Source organism: Rhizobium sp. Root149 (genome assembly GCF_001427345.1).
Lineage (GTDB): Bacteria > Pseudomonadota > Alphaproteobacteria > Rhizobiales > Rhizobiaceae > Neorhizobium > Neorhizobium rhizoryzae.
The window spans coordinates 14137-28020 of the sequence record NZ_LMGD01000025.1 but is presented as its reverse complement, the minus strand read 5'-3'; the positions used below and the strand labels follow the sequence as shown (position 1 = coordinate 28020).

Sequence of the window (13884 nt, the reverse complement as noted above, 5' to 3'; positions counted from 1 at the left end):
GTGCTCTAGTCGTCAGGTTGCCTGGCATGCGCTGTCGCCTCTTGATCGTGCAGCCAGTTTGCGAGCGCTGAAATCATCATTAGCCGAAGGCTTCTGCCGCGGACAAGCGCTTTGGTCATTGCCATGGTCTCTTCGGGAAAACCGATTTCTGTGACCAGTTCGGAAGGTCCGATCTTGCGATTTCGAAGGATGGCTTCGATACGGCTGACCGCAGAAGGAAGCAGGTAGCGGCCATCCGCTATCGGCTCCTGTTTCCTATCTCTCGGCATGAAGTTGCCAGCACTAAGGTTTGGACTATCGGAGAGTGTCCCCAATTCGCGGAGAAATTCAAGCCGCTCCTGCCTGCTGGCGCGATGCCAATGTTTGCGCAGCTTGTCCAGACGATTGGCTTTTTCCTTACGCGTCATAGTCCCACTCATGACATTGTTCATCCGCAGTCTGTCTCTGGCAGACTGTCGTGTCTTACGGACGTCCTGACCAATCGCGCCAGAACATTCAATTTCTCTTCAAAACAAGACGCTTATTCTGAGATCCGTTCCATGTGTCCCGCGTTAACACATACAACGCGGGGATGAATGTATTGTTTTGATTTGGTTGCATATCTTGGTAGCGAAATCTTAACGGGTATCCGATCTAATGTCAGTGAATTGTCGAACTGTGTGTTCGAAAGCGCACGTGGATTTTTTTGTCGGCGTGCGACAAGCGCGCCGAAATGATATCGGAAACCTGATGCCCCTCATTGTCATTCTCGATGATCAGGAGACCAATCGCCGAATTTTCGAGAGGCTTGCCTCGTCCATCGAAAGCGGCATGGTTATCCGTGTGTTTGGAGATCCGTCGCTCGCGCTGAAGGATTTCGGTGAAGGGCTTGTGCCTGATCTGATCGTGACCGACTACAAAATGCCCGTCATGGACGGAGAAGGCTTCATTCGGGCCTTGCGCCTGCTTCCTGGCTTTTCTGAAATTCCGGTCATCGTCATTACGGTTTACGAAGAACGCAGCTTCCGCATGCGTGCGCTTGAGGCCGGCGCTACCGATTTTCTTCAAAGCCCGGTCGATCATCAGGAGTTCGTCACCCGCGCACGCAATCTCCTCAAACTGCGCAAACAGCAGTTACTGCTGGAATCCCGTGCAGAAGTTCTGGCTCAGGAACTCGCCAGCAGTGAAGAAAGCCGTGAAGCGGCTCTCCGCGATTCCAGCGAGAGACTGGCCCAGGTTATCGATACGGTTCCGGCCATGGTCAGCGCAAGCGATCTGGATGGTCGCATTCTGTTCGCCAACCACTTCGCCGGAAGTTTTTTCGGCTGCGATCCGGCTGACCTTGTAGGCAAAAGCAGCGACGCCCTGGTGGATCCGGATCTCATCGCTCCCAACCGGTTGCTGGATCGCAAGGTCATTCGAAGTGGCCAGCCCTTGATGAGTTTTGAGCGCCAACTAACCAACAGCTTTGGCGAAAAGCGTGTCTTCCTCACCACGAAGAGCCCGCTGCGTGATTCTCACGACGCCATCATGGGCGTCGTGACAAGCGCACTCGATATCACGGATCGAAAGCGGGCCGACGAGCATCTGCTGCATGCCCTCCAGCATGATGCCGTTACAAGCCTGCCAAACCGCAATTTCTTCCAGGATCGACTGCGACGTGAAGTTGCGCGCGCACGCCGCGGCGATCGTGCTTTCGCCATCCATCTGGTGGATATTGACGAATTCAAAAGCATCAATGATCTGCTTGGACACGAAGCCGGAGACGCCTACCTCCGGGAAGTGGCCAGCAGACTTTTGGCACTTGCCGGTCCTGACGATTTTGTCGCCCGGGTGGGGGCGGACGACTTTGGTTTTCTCCAATCGATTTCCGGCAACACTTTGCCGCCTGCCGATCTTGCAGATCGAATCGTCACGGCGCTCGGCGCGCCATTCGAGTTTGGAGGCAAGGACGCGGCCTGCGGTGCAAGCGTTGGTGTAACTCTCTATCCGTTCGACGCAACGGAGGACGAACGTCTCATGCAGAATGCCGAGCTTGCTCTTCAGCAGGCCAAGCAAAGGGGCGGGAATCAGTTCCGGCTGTTCGAAACGAACATGGCCGAGCGCACACGCAATCACGCGGCTCTGGACAGTCGCTTGCGCCTTGCCATCGACCGAAAGGAGTTCGAGCTTTACTATCAGCCGCAAGTCTCCTCAGCGACAGGCCAGATCATTGGGGCTGAAGCGCTCTTGCGGTGGAACAGTCCCGACAGGGGGATGGTGTCGCCAGGCGAATTCCTGCCGCGCGCCGAAGAAAACGGCATGATCGTTCCGATCAACGAATGGGTGCTGATGGAGGCGTGTCGTGAAGCCAAGTCCTGGCACCGAATGGGCCTTGGTCCCATCAAGATCGGCGTCAATCTTTCGCCTATCCAATTCCAGCGCGTCAATGTTTCGGCGCTGGTCGTCAAGGCGCTTTCTGCTACGCAACTCGATCCGCGTTGCCTTGATCTCGAGATCACGGAAAACATCGTGATGGAGGACAGCGAGTCGGTGGTCGCCACCTTGCGACAGATCGCCGAGCTCGGAGCGACCATCTCCGTTGACGATTTCGGAACCGGCTATTCGTCCTTGAACTACATCAAGCAGTTTCCGCTCGACCGAATCAAGATCGACCAATGCTTCATTCGCAATATGATCGATAACCCGAGCGATCATGCGATCGTGCGGACAGTCGCCAATCTTGGACATAGTCTCGGCCTGACGGTTGTGGCGGAAGGGGTTGAAACCGAAGCGCAGGCAAATCTTCTTAAGGCAGACGGATGTGATGTCATGCAGGGCTATTTCTATGGAAAGCCTATGCCGGCAGCAGACTTCATCGCCATGGTGCGTGCCAGTCGCAAGCTCGAGTTGACGGCATGACCGGCCTGCGTCCCTATGATTTCGGCCGCCTTTTCAAACAGTCGATCTCGCAATCCGTCTATGACATGCGGGCCCTCCTGAAGCAGCGTCCTGACACCGAGCATGAACTAACCGCCAATCGACTGCTGCTGTCGTCGACATTCCTGATCTATCTCGTGATATCGCACATGATGGGGTCGGATGCTGCAACGACTGCCTTGCAGATTGCCGCCGTTCCTGCGCTTGCCTTCGAGGCCATCGCCGGCGCGCTTTTTCTTCATTTGCTTGTTTCACCCGGCGTGTCCCATGTTCGCCGCCTTATCGGCATCGTTGCCGATCTGGGGTTGTTTTCCTTCGGGGTCCACATCAGTGGCGAGGCTGGCGCGGCTTTCATCCTGGTCTATTTCTGGGCCGTGTTGGGGAATGGTTTTCGCTTCGGTTTGACATATCTGGCAATCGCGGCGGTCACGGCGCTTGTCTGCTTCGGCGTTGTCTACGCAAACACTCCGTTCTGGCAGAGCCAGCCGAGTGTTTCGATCGGCTTGGCAGCAGCACTGATCGTGATACCCGCCTATACCTCGAAGCTCATTCGTAAACTGTCAGAAGCCAAGCAGCAGGCCGAGGAGGCCAGCAGATCAAAAAGTCTGTTTCTGGCCAGCATGAGCCATGAGCTGCGCACGCCGCTCAATGCGATCATCGGCCTTGCGGATCTTCTTGTCTCTGCGCGCCTGAAAACTGAACAGCATGAGATGGCGCGTGTTATCGGAGCTTCAGGGCGCTCGCTGCTGTCGCTGATCGAAACAGTTCTGGACTTTGCCCGGATCGAATCCGGGCAAATGACGATCAAGAGCGAGCCTATTGAACTATCCGCATTGCTGCGGGACGTCCGGGCCATGATCGGCGTCAGCGCAAGCAAGAAGGGCTTGCGTGTTGCCATCCACATCCGGCCTGGTGCGCCACGTGCCGTCGTTGCCGATCGCCGCCATCTCGAGGAAGTCATCCTGAACCTTGCCAGCAATGCAGTAAAATTTACCGAGCACGGCTATGTGCGGCTCGAGGTCGGGTTCCGCTCGGAAACGGATGAACGCGGCGATCTGCTGGTTGATGTGGCTGACACCGGCATCGGTATCGATCCGTCTGCCCATGGGCGCATATTCGAGCGGTTCACGCAGGCTGATGGCAGTATCATGGACCGCTTTGGCGGAACCGGTCTCGGTCTTGCAATTGTTCGCCAACTCGTCCGAACGATGGGCGGCGAAATATCCGTCTCCAGCGCTCTGGGTCGTGGCAGTGTCTTCTCATTCCATCTGCCGGTGGAGGTGGCTGAGCTTGAGGCGCCGCATGCATCCGAAGCGGCTCCCATACTCATATCGCAACGGCATCACGACGGTGCGCTTGTCGCCGGACTTTCACCGGTCACCAGCCTAGAGGCTGCCATAGCCCGCATACGTTCGCTTCAAGCGAACGGAATGTCGCGTCCCGCTGTACTGATCGATGCCGCCTTGACAGATCCGACAGCGGTCGAAGTCGCCCACGCGCTGCTGCAGCCAGGCACGGGGGAGGACGAGCCGGTTCTCGTTCTTCTCGTCGATCCCGTTTCGCCGGTTCCAGACTTCGACCGGAACCTGTTTGTCGCGGTCACCAATGGCAGTGACATGGAACTGGCGAAGCATCTGGCCGGTTTGAGCGGAGCGCCATTGATTGTGGACGACCAGCCTGCCGCTACGGCCGGATACCGGATCCTGATTGCGGATGACAACAAGACCAATCAGATGGTCATCGCCAAAACGCTGGAGAGCGGTGGTCATAGCTTCGAGATTGCCGATAACGGTGAAGATGCCGTCGACCTGATGCTGAAGGGTGGTTTCGACCTCGTGCTGATGGACGTCAATATGCCCGTCATGAACGGTATCGAGGCGACAAAGTTCTATCGATTCGCATCCCTCGGAACGGTTGCGATCCCAATTGTTGGCTTTACAGCAGATGCGACCGGAGAGGCTCGACAAAGATGTCTCGATGCCGGCATGATGGAATGCCTTACGAAACCAATCGAGCCAAAGCGGTTGCTTGCTGAAATTGATCGGCTGCTCGATGGCGCCATTCCTGTTGCACGTGAATCATCCGAGGAAACTGGCACAGATGCGGATTCCCCCTCTGCATCAGAGCAGCCGGTCATCGACAGCGGGACAACTGCCGCCTTGGCGCAGCTTGGTGGTGATGAATTCGTTGACGCTTTGCTGACGCAATTCGTGGACGATTCTGCCAATGCGATGAAGGCGCTCGCAAATGCCGTTGCAGAGGAAAATGTCGGAGAGTTCCGAAATTCTGCGCATGCCTTGCGCAGCGCCGCGGCAAATGTCGGCGCCATGCGCATCTACCAGATGTGTCTTGACTGGCGGGAGATCGCCGACCGCGAACTCAGTGAAAGCGGCGAAATCCACGTTCATGAATTGCATGAGGAAATCGATCGCTTCCGGCAGGAGCTGGATTCACGCAAGAGGCGCGCATCCTGACGAGGCGCAGGGTCAGGTCAAGCCAACCCGCTTGGCCTGAGCGGCTCGCAAACGCTCGATCTTTCGCAAATCCTGCTCATCCAGATTCATCGCGGCGTCCACCCACAGATCAACGACGTCTCGAAGCTCCTCATAGGTAAGCCCGTTGACCCGGCGTCCTACGTCCCGGATGGTCCGGTGAATGGCGTGCTTGCGGCTGTTGCGGGCAATATAGTCCCGAACCGCCTCCTCGCCTTTTCCATCATCGACAACCAGTTCGACCAATCCCATTTGTTGCAGTTCTTCCGCGGTATAGACCTTGCCGCTGGTAATCATCCGCATCGCTCGGGCCGGATCCAGCTTGCGAGACAGGAAGCTGTAGGCTCCCATGCCCGGAAAGAGATTGAAGAGGATCTCGGGAAGACCGAACTTCGCAGAACGCTCCGCGATGATGATATCCGATGAGAGCGCGACTTCGAAACCTCCGCCAAGTGCATCCCCCTGAACAAGGGATATCAGGATGATGGGGAGGCCCAGGCTGCTGGCGCACGAGTACATCAGATCGATGCAATCATGCGCATAACGGCGCAAACGCTCGCGGTCTTTCGAGCGGATGTGCTGCGCAAAATACCCAAGATCGCCGCCCAGATTGTAAATGCCTGGCAGGCCGGAGCCGCTGACCAGATAGAGCAGTTTTTGATCCGCTGGCGTGCGATGATAAATGGACTGAACCGTGTTGCGGAAATCGATGAGATCGCTCAGCAGGCCTGGTGTGAAACTGGGCGCCGAGTGCGGTGTCATGTAGTACCACAGTGTCCGGTTCGCCGGATCGACCTTGATCTTGAGATTTTCCCACTCTCGGAGAGCGAAGCTGAGTTCCGGTGGCAAGCCTTCGCGGCGCTCTCGGAAATGTGTCGTATTGACACGTTTTTCGTCATCCAGTCCTTCCGGGATTTGTCCCAAAATTGGATGACCCTTCATAAGTTGATAGGCCAGACGCTCGTAGTCCGTTACTTCCGCCATGTGCATAACCCTCAGCCGCTTAGCCGACACATTATCAGACCTACCGCATCTGCGAAGAGTTATTATTAATTTTTTGTTAAGTTTGGATAACAAACATGGTTAACGTTTAAGCTTCTCAGATTCTAATTCGAATGCTGTTTGAGGTGGTTAGATGATACCTGATTGACAGCGTCAACTATAGATCAAATGCAGTTTAGAGGCGGTGCGTCGGTCGGGCGTCAGTCAGTAATGGCGCAGATAATTCCTGTCACACGCCCGGTTGATTTTCCTTACGGATCTCGAAAACGTCCGTGTCATCGAAAAATCAGGTACTTTCTGCCATCAATCCCGAAATGTCCCAAATTGAATATGATCCCGAAACTGCTCAGCACCTGGAGCCGTGCTTTCGAGAGGAGGACGCATTGTTTGTGTGATAGAAGACGATCCTTTCCAGCATTTCCGTCTTTGGCCCACTCGGAATTGGTAGCGGCTGCTCTAACTACTGCCTGAAGCTGCATCGAGGGATTTTGTCGTCCGTATGCAGATTTGAAATGCGCGGGAGGGTCAGCATGAAAGACGGCAAGATGGCGGAACACCTGGGCGAGACCCATGAACTCAAGCGGGTCATGGGGCCGGGCCTCCTGCTTCTCTTCATCGTGGGCGACATTCTTGGAACAGGCATATATGCGCTGACCGGACAGGTGGCTGCCGAAGTCGGAGGCGTGGTCTGGCTACCCTTTCTTGTCGCCTTCGGTGTCGCCTTGCTTACAGCATTCAGTTACCTGGAACTGGTCACGAAGTACCCGAAGGCCGCAGGTGCCGCCCTTTATACGCACAAGGCGTTCGGTATTCATTTCCTCACCTTCCTTGTTGCGTTCGCAGTGATGTCTTCGGGCATCACGTCTGCTTCGACCGCTTCACGTGCGTTTGCAGCCAATTTCGTAGCTTCAACCGGTCTTGCGTCCGGCGGATTGACGATCACGCTTGTCGCACTCGCATTCATTGCCTTGGTCGCAGCCGTCAACTTCCGTGGCGTGGGCGAGAGCGTAAAGGTCAATGTCCTGCTCACCGTTGTTGAGTTGAGCGGATTGCTGATCATCATCGGCATCGGCTTCTGGGCAATCATGGGCGGGCAGGGCGATGTGTCTCGCGCGTTCACATTCCAGCCTGCTCAGGATCATGGCCTCTTCTGGTCTGTTATTGCCGGAACCACTCTGGCCTTCTTTGCCATGGTTGGGTTTGAGGATTCGGTCAACATGGCTGAAGAATGCAAGGAGCCGAGCCGCATTTTCCCAAAGGTCTTGCTCGGTGGTTTGATCATTACGGGGATCATCTATGTCCTGGTTGCGATATCCGCCATCACCCTTGTTCCCGCAGCAGATCTCGGGGAAGGCGAGACGCCCTTGCTTAAAGTTGTTCAGGCGGGAGCACCGGGCTTTCCAATCAGCGTCTTTGGCATCATCACCATGTTCGCTGTTGCAAATTCTGCATTGATCAACATGATGATGGCGAGTCGGCTGATCTATGGCATGGCCAGAGAAGGCGTTCTCCCAACATTGCTCGGTCGTGTTCATGAAAAGCGACGCACGCCTTACATCGCAATTCTCTTAACAACATCGATCGCTGTGCTGCTGATTACTTTCGTTGGCGCCGTGCCTGCGCTTGGGGGAACGACTGCTCTGCTCCTTCTCTGTGTTTTTGCGATCGTCAACATCGCCGTACTAGTCCTGCGCAAGGACAAAGTGGAACACAAGCATTTTCGCACGCCGACAATCGTGCCTGTCCTTGGCGCGATCAGCTGCGTCTTCCTTGCTGGTCCATGGACAGGTCGTGATCCTATTCAGTACGCAATTGCCGGAGCTCTGATCGCTGTCGGGATCCTCTTCTGGTTCATAACTGTGCGGGTCATGAAAACAAGCGCGCAGCCGGCCTGAGACGGACCTTTAAAGCGTCGGGCGACTAATCGGGAACGGCCCGGCGCTCCAAATTCTTTGTTGACGCATCGGTTGAGCGAAAAGCCGGTTTCTACTTTTTCGCCCGATGCTCTTATCAGGTTATGCGTGGTGGTCTCGCCACGCTCTTTGGCTGTTGTCAGCGGGAAGGGCGCGTGCTTCGTAAACTCCACGAGCGGTTGCCCGGGCAAATGTCAGCGTGGCCAGATGGCACAACTCCATGAAATCGGAAGGCTGCGCCAAAGCGCGTCTGGCCGTCGAGGCGGCAAAGACCGTGTCGCCATCTGCGGGCAGATGGGCAGGCAGGATTGCCCGCGCCAGTCCATCTTGAGCCATAATGGATAGTCGATGAGCCTGCGCCTTGGTCAGGATGGCATCGGTCACCACCAGACCGATGGTCGTGGCCTTGAGATTGACGCCCTTCAGGCGCAGTGCCAGATGATCCGCATTGAATTGCGAAGGAAGGCCAAGACCGCCGAATTCATTACCCTGCTCGAAGGGAGCAGCCCAGAAATGCGGGCCTTCACTAACGGTCGCCGATCCCAGCGCGTTGACCGCAACAAGAGCTCCGATTCGATGGCCGGTGGAAGTCACCGCACTGGCTGAGCCCAAGCCACCCTTGAAGGTGGCCGTTGTAGCGCCTGTGCCTGCCCCGACTGTTCCCAGATCAAAACGACCGGTCTGGGCCGCCTTGAATGCTTCATACCCCATATCTCGATAGGGCGAATGAAGGCCCCAATCCTTGTTGCCGCCATTCAATAGATCCATGAGGATTGCCTGCGGCACGATCGGAACGCGTGTCGTACCAACCTGCAAGCCGCGTCCCATTTCGCGAAGACCAGCCTGTACACCGCCTGCGGCATCGAGGCCGAATGCCGAGCCTCCGGAAAGGACCAGCGCGTCAACCTTTTCCACTGTCATGGCCGGGTCGAGAAGAGCGGTGTCCCGCCCGCCGGGTGCACCACCCAGAACGGTGCCGGAAGTGATGGCCGGTTCATTGAACACAACGACACTGACTCCTGAACCCAGGTTCAGGTCGGTCGCATGGCCGACACTCAACCCCTCGATATCGGTGAGAAGATTGAGCGTTTCAGCCATGCGGTGCCTCCTGCCTGTCAGGCGATATCGAACTTGACGCCCTGGGCAAGGGGCAATGTCCGGCCATAGTTCAGCGTATTGGTCGCGCGGCGCATATAGGCCTTCCAGGAATCGGAGCCGGATTCGCGACCGCCTCCGGTTTCCTTTTCGCCACCAAAGGCGCCACCGATTTCCGCACCTGACGGGCCGATATTGACATTGGCGATGCCGCAATCGGATCCGCGTGCCGAGATGAAGGTTTCCGCCTCGCGCATGTCATTGGTAAAGATGGACGACGACAGGCCCTGCGGCACACCATTGTGCAGGTCGAGCACGGCGTCGAAGTCGGAATACTTCATGACATAGAGGATAGGCGCGAATGTTTCCTCAGTGACCGGACCGCACTGCGACCGCATCTCGACAACAGCCGGGCGGACGTAATAGGCGTCAGCGGCTTCGGCTTCCAGAACGCGTTCGCCGCCGGTCACTGCGCCGCCTTCCGCTTTGGCAGCTTCGATGGCCTTTTGCATCCGTTCGAATGAGGCCTTGTCGATCAGCGGGCCGACAAGATTTCCGTCAACAGTTGGATTGCCGATCGTAACCGATTGGTAAGCCTTCTTCAGGCGTGGCACGAGGTTGTCATAGACGCTGTCGTGGACGAAAAGACGGCGAAGCGTTGTGCAGCGCTGACCGGCTGTCCCCATGGCAGCGAAGGCAACGCCCCGCAATGTCAGGTCCAGGTCCGCGGTCGGGGTAATGATGGCGGCATTGTTGCCGCCCAGTTCCAGAATGGCGCGTGCAAAGCGCTTCGCTAGCCGTGGTCCAACGGCGCGACCCATGGCCGTGGAACCGGTTGCAGAAACCAGCGGCACTTTCGGGTGGTCGACCAGAACTTCACCAATATCGCGGCCGCCGATGAGAAGCGACGAGAGGTTGGCCGGTGCCTTTCCGCCCTCGGCTACGAAACGCTTGAGCGCCTTTTCAAAAATTGCCTGCGTGGCCAGTGCCGTCAGCGGCGTCTTCTCAGAGGGCTTCCAGACGGTGGCATTGCCGCAGACCAAAGCGAGCGCCGCATTCCAAGCCCAGACCGCAACCGGGAAGTTAAAGGCAGAGATGATGCCGACGACACCAAGCGGATGCCAGGTTTCCATCATGCGATGATCCGCCCGTTCCGTGGCGATGGTCAGGCCGTAGAGCTGGCGTGAGAGACCGACAGCGAAATCGCAGATGTCGATCATTTCCTGTACTTCGCCCAAGCCCTCAGACGTGATCTTGCCGACCTCGATGGAGACGAGTTTGCCGAGATCCGCCTTGGCCGCGCGCAGTTCCTCACCAAGAAGACGGATCAGTTCACCGCGTTTCGGGGCTGGCACCAGGCGCCATTCCTGAAAAGCCTGATGCGCCGCATCGATGACAGACTGAGCCTGCTGCGATGTCAGCTCAGAAAGACGCCCGATTTCGGTGCCCGTAATGGGGGACCGGACGACCAAAGTTCCACCTTTATAGGCGCTGGGTGCCACACCGAGTTTGGCAAGGATGGTATCCGCTTCGGCGGCAAGGTTCAGAGTGGCGAGGCTCATCTTGGTCCTTCTCGTCTTCTGGTCATGATCATCTGATCGTTCAGTACTTAAAATCGATCGCCCGCAAGGTGAGCAATCTGTGCTCCAACCTCGTAATAGGCTTCCTTGATCGGTCTCATCAGCGGTTCGGTTGGTTCCGTCAGCGGCAGAGGCAGATCAGCTTCTGGCAATTCGCCCAGAACATGCGCAGCGAGAACCTTGCCGAAAACGGTACCCGGTGAGATGCCGCGCCCGTTATAGCCCGAAAAGCCAATGACGCGATCGGCGAATTTATGAAAGCGCGGCAGGGCGTTGTCGGTCATGCCGATCTGGCCATACCATTCGGCCTCGAATTCCACTTCGCCCAGTTGTGGGAACAGCTTGGCAAGGGCGCGACGGGCCCAGCCTTTGTGGATTGCCGTCCCGGTGCCTCGCAGTGCGCCAACAGATCCAAACACCAGGCGGCCCCTGGCATCCATGCGGAAGGATGAGAGAATCTCCTTCGTGTCCCAGCAGCCCTCGCGCTCCGGCAGAATGGAGCGTCGCAGATTGTCGGAGAGGGGCGTGGTCGCGAGGTTGAAATAGGGTAGATAAACCTGCTCCCGCCGCACTGTCTCGAATGGGCCGGTGCTATAGGCATCCGTTGCGACGATCACCCAGTTTGCGGTCGCGCTCCCGGTGCCGGTGGAAACGATATGGCGTTGCCCGCGAACCTGCCAGCCGATGACCGGGCTTCCCGTATGCAGCAGGGCGCCCGCCTTGATGGCGGCATTGGCTAGACCCCGAGCATAGGCGAGTGGCTGGAGCGTTCCTGCGCGACGATCCAGCAGCGCACCGCGATAAGCGCGCGTGCCGATACGTCGTTCCGTTTCTGCTGCATCGAGCAGTTCAACGGGCGCACCTCGCTTCTGCCACTGCCGCGCGCGCTCTTCGATTTCTTTCAAGCCATCGTCGCCGACCGCACAATGAAGGGTGCCCGAGCGCGTCAACTCGCATTCTATTGCGTGCTGTTCAATGAGTGCCATGACCGTTTGAGGGCCGTTGCCGAGGAGGTTCAGCAGGCGTTCGCCGTGGATCTCTCCAAGTTCGCCGGGAAGATCGTCCGGCATGACCCACATTCCCGCATTGATGAGGCCCACATTTCGTCCGGCACCACCAAAGCCGATGTCCTTGGCCTCCAGCAGGATAACGGAGCGTCCCGACTGCGCAAGGTGCAGAGCCGCAGACAGGCCCGTATAGCCGCCACCGATGATGACGATTTCGGCCGTCCTGTCGCCGGTGAGTGGCGTCGTCGGCGGGGCGGCAGGTGCAGTCTTTGCCCACAGGCCGTGGGTGCGGGGATCATTGAGCATGGATCATCGTTCCGAAGGCTTGACGACCTATCTTTACAGCCGCGTCAAAGGCGTGAATATCGAATTCTCCTCATCAGTTCATTCTCAGGAGGAATGATCTCGCAATGTTGCCGCCGCGCCGATTCCTGCCTTCATTTTCGCTTCTGGCCGCTTTCGAGGCCGCGGCACGTACCGGCAGCGTCACCGCAGCAGCCAATGAACTGGGTCTGACACAAAGCGCGGTGAGCCGCCAGATCTCGTCTCTGGAAAGGCAGCTCGGTGTGGCCCTGTTTTTGCGCGAGCGGCAGACGATCCGCCTGACGATTGCCGGTGATACCTACGCAAGAGAGGTCCGCGAGGCGTTGCGACGCATCTCCAATGCATCCCTCAATCTGCGGGCGAACCCGGCTGGCGGGACGCTGAACCTTGCCATCCTGCCCTTTTTCGGCAGTCGCTGGTTGACCCCACGCCTGCCACGGTTTCTGGAACGTCATCCCGGCGTCGTGGTCAATCTGATTACCCGGCTTGAGCCATTCGACTTCCGTTTCGATACTCTCGATGCCGCGATTCATTTCGGAGAGCCACGCTGGCCAGGCGCAAGCCTTTCCGTGTTGACGGACGAAGATGTGATCCCCGTCTGTGCCCCCGCTTACCTGTCGCGTGATGATCTCCGGTCTTGCGACGATCTGCGTGGCGCATCTCTGCTGCATCTCAATTCGCGTCCAGACGCCTGGGAGAACTGGTTTACCTCACGAGGCATCGAATTCGAGGCTCTGCACGGAATGCTCTTCGACCAGTTTTCTACCATGCTTGAAGCTGCAGTCGCGGGTATGGGGCTTGCTCTTATGCCCCGATTTCTGATTGATCGCGAACTGGATGAGCGCTTGCTTGTGCCAGCCATTGAGACCTATCCACTCCACAGCGGTCGTTACTTTCTGGCCTATCCACCGGAGCGCGGCTCCTATCCGCCACTTGCGGCGTTCAGAACCTGGATTGTCGAGGAGGCTGCAAGAACGCAGGACCGGGTTGCACGAAGCAGTCGCATCGGCCAATAGTTTCGTTCACACGTCAACCACGGCTGGCCGACAGCCTGAGATACGGGAAAATGACATGAAGCCGATTTTCGTCCAGTTGCGCTGTGCGCCGGGCAAGACCTACGAAGTGGCTGATGCCATTTACAAGACCGAACTGGTTTCCGAACTCTATTCCACCAGCGGCGACTGGGACCTGCTCCTAAAGATCTACATCGGCGAGGGAGAAGAGATCGGGAAGTTCGTGAATGAAAAGATTGCATCCATTCCCGGAATCGAGCGCTCTCTTACAACGCTCACATTTACCGCGTTCTGATGCGAACAACGCGACCGCCCTTCACATGTTGGGCGGTCCGCTCGTTCGGGATATTTAAGGTTCAGGCGACTGCCCGACGGTCGGCGATGGCTTGATCGCGGACGTGATTGCGAATTGCGAGACGCACCTCATCAGCAGATGAAAAACGTTGCTCGTCCAGATCGATGACATGAAATTTGACCGCTATGAACTTCAAGCGATCGTTGTCGGGAACAACGATGCCAACGGGCTCGCCAGCGTATTCGATAACCTGCTTTTGCATGGT

General features: G+C 57.2%; 11 protein-coding genes. 5 read left to right on the top strand and 6 right to left on the bottom strand.

Features of this window, described 5'->3' with window-relative positions; all coding sequences use genetic code 11:
- Positions 1–5: 5 nt before the first annotated feature.
- Positions 6–407: a hypothetical protein gene (locus ASD54_RS24485; protein ID WP_062557218.1), complete on the bottom strand. Its 402-nt coding sequence runs from the start codon at positions 405–407 to the stop codon at positions 6–8.
- A 322-nt stretch (positions 408–729) separates the two neighbouring features.
- Here ASD54_RS24485 and ASD54_RS24480 point away from each other — a divergent pair, with 322 nt between their 5' ends.
- A complete protein-coding gene (locus tag ASD54_RS24480) occupies positions 730–2880 on the top strand; it encodes an EAL domain-containing protein (protein ID WP_062557323.1) in 2151 nt (716 codons plus the stop codon).
- Positions 2877–5372: an ATP-binding protein gene (locus ASD54_RS24475; protein WP_062557217.1), complete on the top strand. Its 2496-nt coding sequence runs from the start codon at positions 2877–2879 to the stop codon at positions 5370–5372. The genes ASD54_RS24480 and ASD54_RS24475 overlap by 4 nt, the downstream gene beginning before the upstream one ends.
- A 12-nt stretch (positions 5373–5384) precedes the next feature.
- On the opposite strand, the gene ASD54_RS24470 is transcribed toward ASD54_RS24475, so the two are convergent.
- Positions 5385–6374: a crotonase/enoyl-CoA hydratase family protein gene (locus tag ASD54_RS24470; RefSeq protein WP_244484845.1), complete on the bottom strand. Its 990-nt coding sequence runs from the start codon at positions 6372–6374 to the stop codon at positions 5385–5387.
- Between the two features lie 548 nt (positions 6375–6922).
- On the opposite strand from ASD54_RS24470, the gene ASD54_RS24465 reads away from it, so the two are divergent.
- The gene (locus ASD54_RS24465; protein WP_062557216.1) at positions 6923–8287 is read left to right on the top strand and encodes an APC family permease; all 1365 of its coding nucleotides are present in this window, start codon (positions 6923–6925) and stop codon (positions 8285–8287) included.
- A 120-nt stretch (positions 8288–8407) separates the two neighbouring features.
- Here the strand turns inward: ASD54_RS24465 and ASD54_RS24460 are convergent, their stop codons facing one another.
- Genes ASD54_RS24460 through ASD54_RS24450 form a run of 3 tightly spaced genes read right to left on the bottom strand, consistent with a single transcriptional unit; the run spans position 8408 to position 12293 of the window.
- Positions 8408–9403 (bottom strand): P1 family peptidase, encoded by a 996-nt coding sequence (locus tag ASD54_RS24460; RefSeq protein WP_062557215.1) that lies wholly within the window; start codon positions 9401–9403, stop codon positions 8408–8410.
- Positions 9404–9420: 17 nt separating this feature from the next.
- On the bottom strand, positions 9421–10962 hold the full coding sequence (locus ASD54_RS24455) for an aldehyde dehydrogenase family protein (RefSeq protein ID WP_062557214.1): 1542 nt from the start codon (positions 10960–10962) through the stop codon (positions 9421–9423).
- Between the two features lie 47 nt (positions 10963–11009).
- Positions 11010–12293 (bottom strand): FAD-binding oxidoreductase, encoded by a 1284-nt coding sequence (locus tag ASD54_RS24450; RefSeq protein WP_062557213.1) that lies wholly within the window; start codon positions 12291–12293, stop codon positions 11010–11012.
- A 104-nt stretch (positions 12294–12397) separates the two neighbouring features.
- Between ASD54_RS24450 and ASD54_RS24445 the strand changes: the two genes are divergently transcribed.
- Together ASD54_RS24445 and ASD54_RS24440 are read left to right on the top strand one after the other, a co-directional pair.
- Positions 12398–13327, top strand: coding sequence for a LysR family transcriptional regulator (locus ASD54_RS24445; protein ID WP_062557212.1), 930 nt, complete (start codon positions 12398–12400; stop codon positions 13325–13327).
- A gap of 55 nt (positions 13328–13382) precedes the next feature.
- A complete protein-coding gene (locus ASD54_RS24440) occupies positions 13383–13619 on the top strand; it encodes an Lrp/AsnC ligand binding domain-containing protein (protein ID WP_062557211.1) in 237 nt (78 codons plus the stop codon).
- A gap of 61 nt (positions 13620–13680) precedes the next feature.
- Here ASD54_RS24440 and ASD54_RS24435 read toward each other — a convergent pair whose 3' ends face one another.
- Positions 13681–13881, bottom strand: coding sequence for a hypothetical protein (locus tag ASD54_RS24435; protein ID WP_062557210.1), 201 nt, complete (start codon positions 13879–13881; stop codon positions 13681–13683).
- Between the last annotated feature and the right edge of the window lie 3 nt (positions 13882–13884).

What these genes read in the sequence shown, in the direction of transcription:
- ASD54_RS24485 (WP_062557218.1), bottom strand. Translation starts at nt 407, where the DNA reads ATGACGCGTAAGGAAAAAGCCAATCGTCTGGACAAGCTGCGCAAACAT.
- ASD54_RS24480 (WP_062557323.1), top strand. Translation starts at nt 730, where the DNA reads ATGCCCCTCATTGTCATTCTCGATGATCAGGAGACCAATCGCCGAATT.
- ASD54_RS24475 (WP_062557217.1), top strand. Translation starts at nt 2,877, where the DNA reads ATGACCGGCCTGCGTCCCTATGATTTCGGCCGCCTTTTCAAACAGTCG.
- ASD54_RS24470 (WP_244484845.1), bottom strand. Translation starts at nt 6,374, where the DNA reads ATGGCGGAAGTAACGGACTACGAGCGTCTGGCCTATCAACTTATGAAG.
- ASD54_RS24465 (WP_062557216.1), top strand. Translation starts at nt 6,923, where the DNA reads ATGAAAGACGGCAAGATGGCGGAACACCTGGGCGAGACCCATGAACTC.
- ASD54_RS24460 (WP_062557215.1), bottom strand. Translation starts at nt 9,403, where the DNA reads ATGGCTGAAACGCTCAATCTTCTCACCGATATCGAGGGGTTGAGTGTC.
- ASD54_RS24455 (WP_062557214.1), bottom strand. Translation starts at nt 10,962, where the DNA reads ATGAGCCTCGCCACTCTGAACCTTGCCGCCGAAGCGGATACCATCCTT.
- ASD54_RS24450 (WP_062557213.1), bottom strand. Translation starts at nt 12,293, where the DNA reads ATGCTCAATGATCCCCGCACCCACGGCCTGTGGGCAAAGACTGCACCT.
- ASD54_RS24445 (WP_062557212.1), top strand. Translation starts at nt 12,398, where the DNA reads ATGTTGCCGCCGCGCCGATTCCTGCCTTCATTTTCGCTTCTGGCCGCT.
- ASD54_RS24440 (WP_062557211.1), top strand. Translation starts at nt 13,383, where the DNA reads ATGAAGCCGATTTTCGTCCAGTTGCGCTGTGCGCCGGGCAAGACCTAC.
- ASD54_RS24435 (WP_062557210.1), bottom strand. Translation starts at nt 13,881, where the DNA reads ATGCAAAAGCAGGTTATCGAATACGCTGGCGAGCCCGTTGGCATCGTT.